2 tRNA genes and 3 rRNA genes are annotated in these 5,531 nt (G+C 46.8%); all 5 read right to left on the reverse strand.

Annotated elements, in window-relative coordinates:
- Nucleotides 1-21 precede the first annotated feature (21 nt).
- A 5S ribosomal RNA gene (rrf, locus tag GQR60_RS19880) occupies nt 22-132 on the reverse strand.
- A 106-nt stretch (nt 133-238) separates the two neighbouring features.
- Nucleotides 239-3,115, reverse strand: a 23S ribosomal RNA gene (locus tag GQR60_RS19885).
- Nucleotides 3,116-3,236: 121 nt separating this feature from the next.
- Nucleotides 3,237-3,310: transfer RNA gene (locus tag GQR60_RS19890), tRNA-Ala, on the reverse strand.
- Nucleotides 3,311-3,396: 86 nt separating this feature from the next.
- Nucleotides 3,397-3,470: transfer RNA gene (locus GQR60_RS19895), tRNA-Ile, on the reverse strand.
- 146 nt (nt 3,471-3,616) lie between these two features.
- Nucleotides 3,617-5,136, reverse strand: a 16S ribosomal RNA gene (locus tag GQR60_RS19900).
- The 16S, 23S and 5S rRNA genes sit together here with 2 tRNA genes alongside, the layout of an rRNA operon.
- Between the last annotated feature and the right edge of the window lie 395 nt (nt 5,137-5,531).

Consider the following 5,531-nt stretch of genomic DNA (forward strand, 5'->3'; position numbering starts at 1 on the left):
ATTGGAACAAGACTCTTTAAAAGTTGGCGTCGACCTACTCTCCCACCAGTTGGCAGTACCATCGGCGCTATCGGGCTTAACTTCTCTGTTCGGAATGGGAAGAGGTGGAACCCCGATGCAATAGACACCTAAAATCATTCATCTAATATTGAGCTTACACCCTCAAGATAATATCATAGACATATCAAAAAAATCAAAGTAAAAATAACATCCGAAAAAATTCAGAAATGAACACCGCACTCAGAAGTTTTAGGGTAATTAGTATTGCTCGGCTTTGACGTCACCGCCTTTACACCTGCAACCTATCAACGTCGTAGTCTCCAACGACCCTTAAAGGAAATCTCATCTTGAGGTAGGCTTCGTGCTTAGATGCTTTCAGCACTTATCCCTTCCGAACGTAGCTACTCTGCAATGCAGCTGGCGCCACAACAGATGCACTAGAGGTTCGTCCAACCCGGTCCTCTCGTACTAGAGTCAGATCCTCTCAAATTTCCAACGCCCACAACAGATAGGGACCGAACTGTCTCACGACGTTCTGAACCCAGCTCGCGTGCCACTTTAATGGGCGAACAGCCCAACCCTTGGGACCTTCTCCAGCCCCAGGATGTGACGAGCCGACATCGAGGTGCCAAACCGCTCCGTCGATATGAGCTCTTGGGAGCGATCAGCCTGTTATCCCCGGCGTACCTTTTATCCTTTGAGCGATGGCCCTTCCATGCGGAACCACCGGATCACTATGCTCTACTTTCGTACCTGATCGACCTGTATGTCTCACAGTCAAGCACCCTTGTGCCATTGCACTCTACACACGATTACCAAACGTGTTGAGGGTACCTTTAGAAGCCTCCGTTACTCTTTTGGAGGCGACCACCCCAGTCAAACTACCCACCACACACTGTCCGTCGTCAGACGTTAGACTCCAGATAAGCAAAGGGACGTATTTCAAGGTTGACTCCACAAGTCCTGGCGAACCCGATTCATAGTCTCCGTCCTATCCTACACATTACTTACCCAAAATCAATGTGAAGCTGCAGTAAAGGTGCACGGGGTCTTTCCGTCCCGTTGCGGGTAATCGGCATCTTCACCGATACTACAATTTCACCGAGCTCATGGCTGAGACAGTGCCCAGATCGTTACACCATTCGTGCAGGTCGGAACTTACCCGACAAGGAATTTCGCTACCTTAGGACCGTTATAGTTACGGCCGCCGTTTACTGGGGCTTCATTTCAATGCTTCTCCGAAAATAACATCTCCACTTAACCTTCCAGCACCGGGCAGGTGTCAGGCCTTATACTTCAACTTTCGTTTTTGCAAAGCCATGTGTTTTTGATAAACAGTCGCCTGGGCCATTTCACTGCGGCTCTCATCGCTGAGAGCGTCCTTTCTCCCGAAGTTACAGGACTATTTTGCCGAGTTCCTTAGCCATGAATCACTCGAGCGCCTTAGTATACTCTACTTGACTACCTGTGTCGGTTTGAGGTACGGGCAGCTTTAACCTGAAGCTTAGAGGTTTTTCTTGGAAGTAAAATTAGGCACACTATCTGCGCTGCCGTAGCATTGCAGTACTATCGACTTTCAGCTCAAAATGCGGATTTACCTGCATCTCTCATCACGTACGGTCTTCAACGAACTATTCCGTCAGTTCGCGGTGCTTTCATCTCTTCGTCACCCCATCGCAGTTAAAGCCGGTACGGGAATATTAACCCGTTGTCCATCGAGTTCGCCTTTCGGCTACCCCTTAGGTCCCGACTAACCCTGATCCGATTAGCGTTGATCAGGAAACCTTAGTCTATTGGCGTGCGGGTTTCTCACCCGCATTATCGTTACTTATGCCTACATTTGCTTTTCCAGAAGCTCCACAATGCATTACCACACTGCTTCTGCGCCGCTGGAATGCTCCCCTACCAGTTAGAATAAATTCTAAATCCATAGCTTCGGTAGTATGTTTTATGCCCGATTATCATCCATGCAAGATCGCTCGACTAGTGAGCTGTTACGCACTCTTTAAATGAATGGCTGCTTCCAAGCCAACATCCTAGCTGTCAATGCAATCTCACCTCGTTAGTTCAACTTAACATACATTTGGGGACCTTAGCTGATGGTCTGGGTTCTTTCCCTCTCGTCCGTGGACCTTAGCACCCACGGGCTCACTGCCAGATATAAGTTATAGCATTCGGAGTTTGTCTGGATTTGATAGGCGGTGAAGCCCTCGCATCCAATCAGTAGCTCTACCTCTATAACTCTCGACTCTGACGCTGCACCTAAATGCATTTCGGGGAGTACGAGCTATTTCTCAGTTTGATTGGCCTTTCACCCCTACCCACAGTTCATCCCAAGACTTTTCAACGTCAACGGGTTGGGCCCTCCACTCTGGATTAACAGAGCTTCAGCCTGACCATGGGTAGATCACCAAGTTTCGCGTCTACCCCCACTAACTTTACGCCCTATTCAGACTCGCTTTCGCTTCGACTACGGACCTGAAGCCCTTAATCTCGCTAGTGAGGAGTAACTCGTAGGCTCATTATGCAAAAGGCACGCCGTCACACCAAAAGGTGCTCCGACCGCTTGTAAGCGTATGGTTTCAGGTACTATTTCACTCCTCTATTCGAGGTGCTTTTCACCTTTCCCTCACGGTACTTGTTCACTATCGGTCTCTCAGGAGTATTTAGCCTTACCGGATGGTCCCGGCAGATTCACACAGAATTTCTCGTGTTCCGCGCTACTCAGGATACTGCTGGAGGCATTTTGCTTACGTGTACGAGACTATCACTCTCTTCGGTGTGTCTTTCCAAACACTTCCACTTCACGCCATTTCTCTTATTGCAGTCCTACAACCCCTACATTGCCGAAACAATATAGGTTTGGGCTGATCCCCGTTCGATCGCCACTACTAGGGGAATCACTTTTGTTTTCTTCTCCTCCGGGTACTTAGATGTTTCAGTTCTCCGGGTTTGCCTCCATTGCTGGATACCTATTAAAATAGGTGGGTTGCCCCATTCGGAAATTCACGGGTCAAAGGTTATTTGCACCTCTCCATGACTTATCGCAGCTTATCACGTCCTTCATCGCCTCTGAGAGCCAAGGCATCCGCCATACGCTCTTAATTACTTCTTATTGTGTTAACAAAAATTAAATCCCGTTACCGGAATTCATCCCTGTTTCTTTACTTTTGTTACTTCTACTTTAATTTTGTTTCAATATGTCAAAGAACTTTAAATACACCATCGTATTTTTGTGGAGAATATCGGAGTCGAACCGATGACCTCCTGCGTGCAAGGCAGGCGCTCTAGCCAACTGAGCTAATCCCCCATAATCGTTTCACTCCAATTACAAATTACAAATCATTTAATTACGTTCTATTCGTAATCAATAACTCCTAATGGATAATTAAATAGTAGTCCTGCGCAGATTTGAACTGCGGACCCCTACATTATCAGTGTAGTGCTCTAACCAACTGAGCTACAGGACTATTACTACCTATCAGCTTAGCGGTGAAAACACCCTAACGCTATGGGTTATGGTATAAATAAATTTATGAAAACAATCAGTCAGGAAATACAGTCTAAAACTCTTATCGAATCTCAATTCCTATAGTACAATACTTCCAATCTCTAGAAAGGAGGTGTTCCAGCCACACCTTCCGGTACGGCTACCTTGTTACGACTTAGCCCCAGTTACCAATTTTACCCTAGGACGCTCCTTGCGGTTACGTACTTCAGGTCCCCTCGGCTTCCATGGCTTGACGGGCGGTGTGTACAAGGCCCGGGAACGTATTCACCGTAGCGTTGCTGATCTACGATTACTAGCGAATCCAACTTCACGGAGTCGAGTTGCAGACTCCGATCCGAACTGAGACCAGCTTTTGAGATTAGCATCCAGTCACCTGGTAGCTGCCCTTTGTACTGGCCATTGTAACACGTGTGTAGCCCTGGACGTAAGGGCCGTGCTGATTTGACGTCATCCCCACCTTCCTCTCACCTTACGGTGGCAGTCTCGCTAGAGTCCTCAGCTTAACCTGTTAGCAACTAACGATAGGGGTTGCGCTCGTTATGGGACTTAACCCGACACCTCACGGCACGAGCTGACGACAACCATGCAGCACCTTGTAAATTGCTCCGAAGAGAAAGCCTATTTCTAAGCCGGTCAATCTACATTTAAGTCCAGGTAAGGTTCCTCGCGTATCATCGAATTAAACCACATGTTCCTCCGCTTGTGCGGGCCCCCGTCAATTCCTTTGAGTTTCATTCTTGCGAACGTACTCCCCAGGTGGATTACTTAATGCTTTCGCTCAGTCACGCACGGTGTATTGTGCACAACGAGTAATCATCGTTTACGGCGTGGACTACCAGGGTATCTAATCCTGTTCGCTCCCCACGCTTTCGTCCATCAGCGTCAATGTTAGCTTAGTGAGCTGCCTTCGCAATCGGTGTTCTACGTTATATCTATGCATTTCACCGCTACATAACGTATTCCGCCCACCTCAACTAAATTCAAGGCTTTCAGTATCAATGGCAGTTCCGGAGTTGAGCTCCGGGATTTCACCACTGACTTAAAAACCCGCCTACGGACCCTTTAAACCCAATAAATCCGGATAACGCTTGGATCCTCCGTATTACCGCGGCTGCTGGCACGGAGTTAGCCGATCCTTATTCTTACAGTACCTTCAGTTCACTACACGTAGCAAAGTTTATTCCTGTAAAAAAGCAGTTTACAACCCATAGGGCCGTCATCCTGCACGCGACATGGCTGGTTCAGGCTTGCGCCCATTGACCAATATTCCTCACTGCTGCCTCCCGTAGGAGTCTGGTCCGTGTCTCAGTACCAGTGTGGGGGACTATCCTCTCAGACCCCCTAAGCATCATAGTCTTGGTGAGCCGTTACCTCACCAACTAACTAATGCTACGCATGCCCATCTTTTACCTCCGTAGATTTAATATTCAAACCATGCGATCAAAATATATTATGCGGTATTAATCCAAATTTCTTTGGGCTATCCCCCAGTAAAAGGTAGGTTGCATACGCGTTACTCACCCGTGCGCCGGTCTCTAAGCAGCAAGCTGCTTATACCCCTCGACTTGCATGTGTTAGGCCTGTCGCTAGCGTTCATCCTGAGCCAGGATCAAACTCTTCGTTGTATAAAAACTTTTGTTATAATTCTGCTCTTGGATGTATTTATAGTTATCGTAATTCTTACTGACAAGGTTTTATTCCCTGTATTTACCTAACTTGTTGTTTCCAATATTTTCAAAGAACTTCTGTCGGCCGTATACCCCTTACTTAAAAAGGCAACCTGTTCTAAAATTTCATTCTTAAACAAGACAGTCGTTACTGTCTCTAAAAGCGAGTGCAAAGATAAAGAAATAAATCCCAAACCTGCAAATCTTTTTTCAACTTTTTTTTTCAGGACAATTTCGCTGTAATCCCCAAGTTTCCTAGGGACTCACGAGCTCGTTAGCTCCCAAAGCGGGTGCAAAGATAAATCATTTATTTCATTATATCCTAATCCCAAAGTGAAAAAATTTCAAAAAAA

Origin of the sequence: Labilibaculum euxinicum (genome assembly GCF_009795715.1) — a bacterium.
Taxonomy (GTDB): domain Bacteria; phylum Bacteroidota; class Bacteroidia; order Bacteroidales; family Marinifilaceae; genus Labilibaculum; species Labilibaculum euxinus.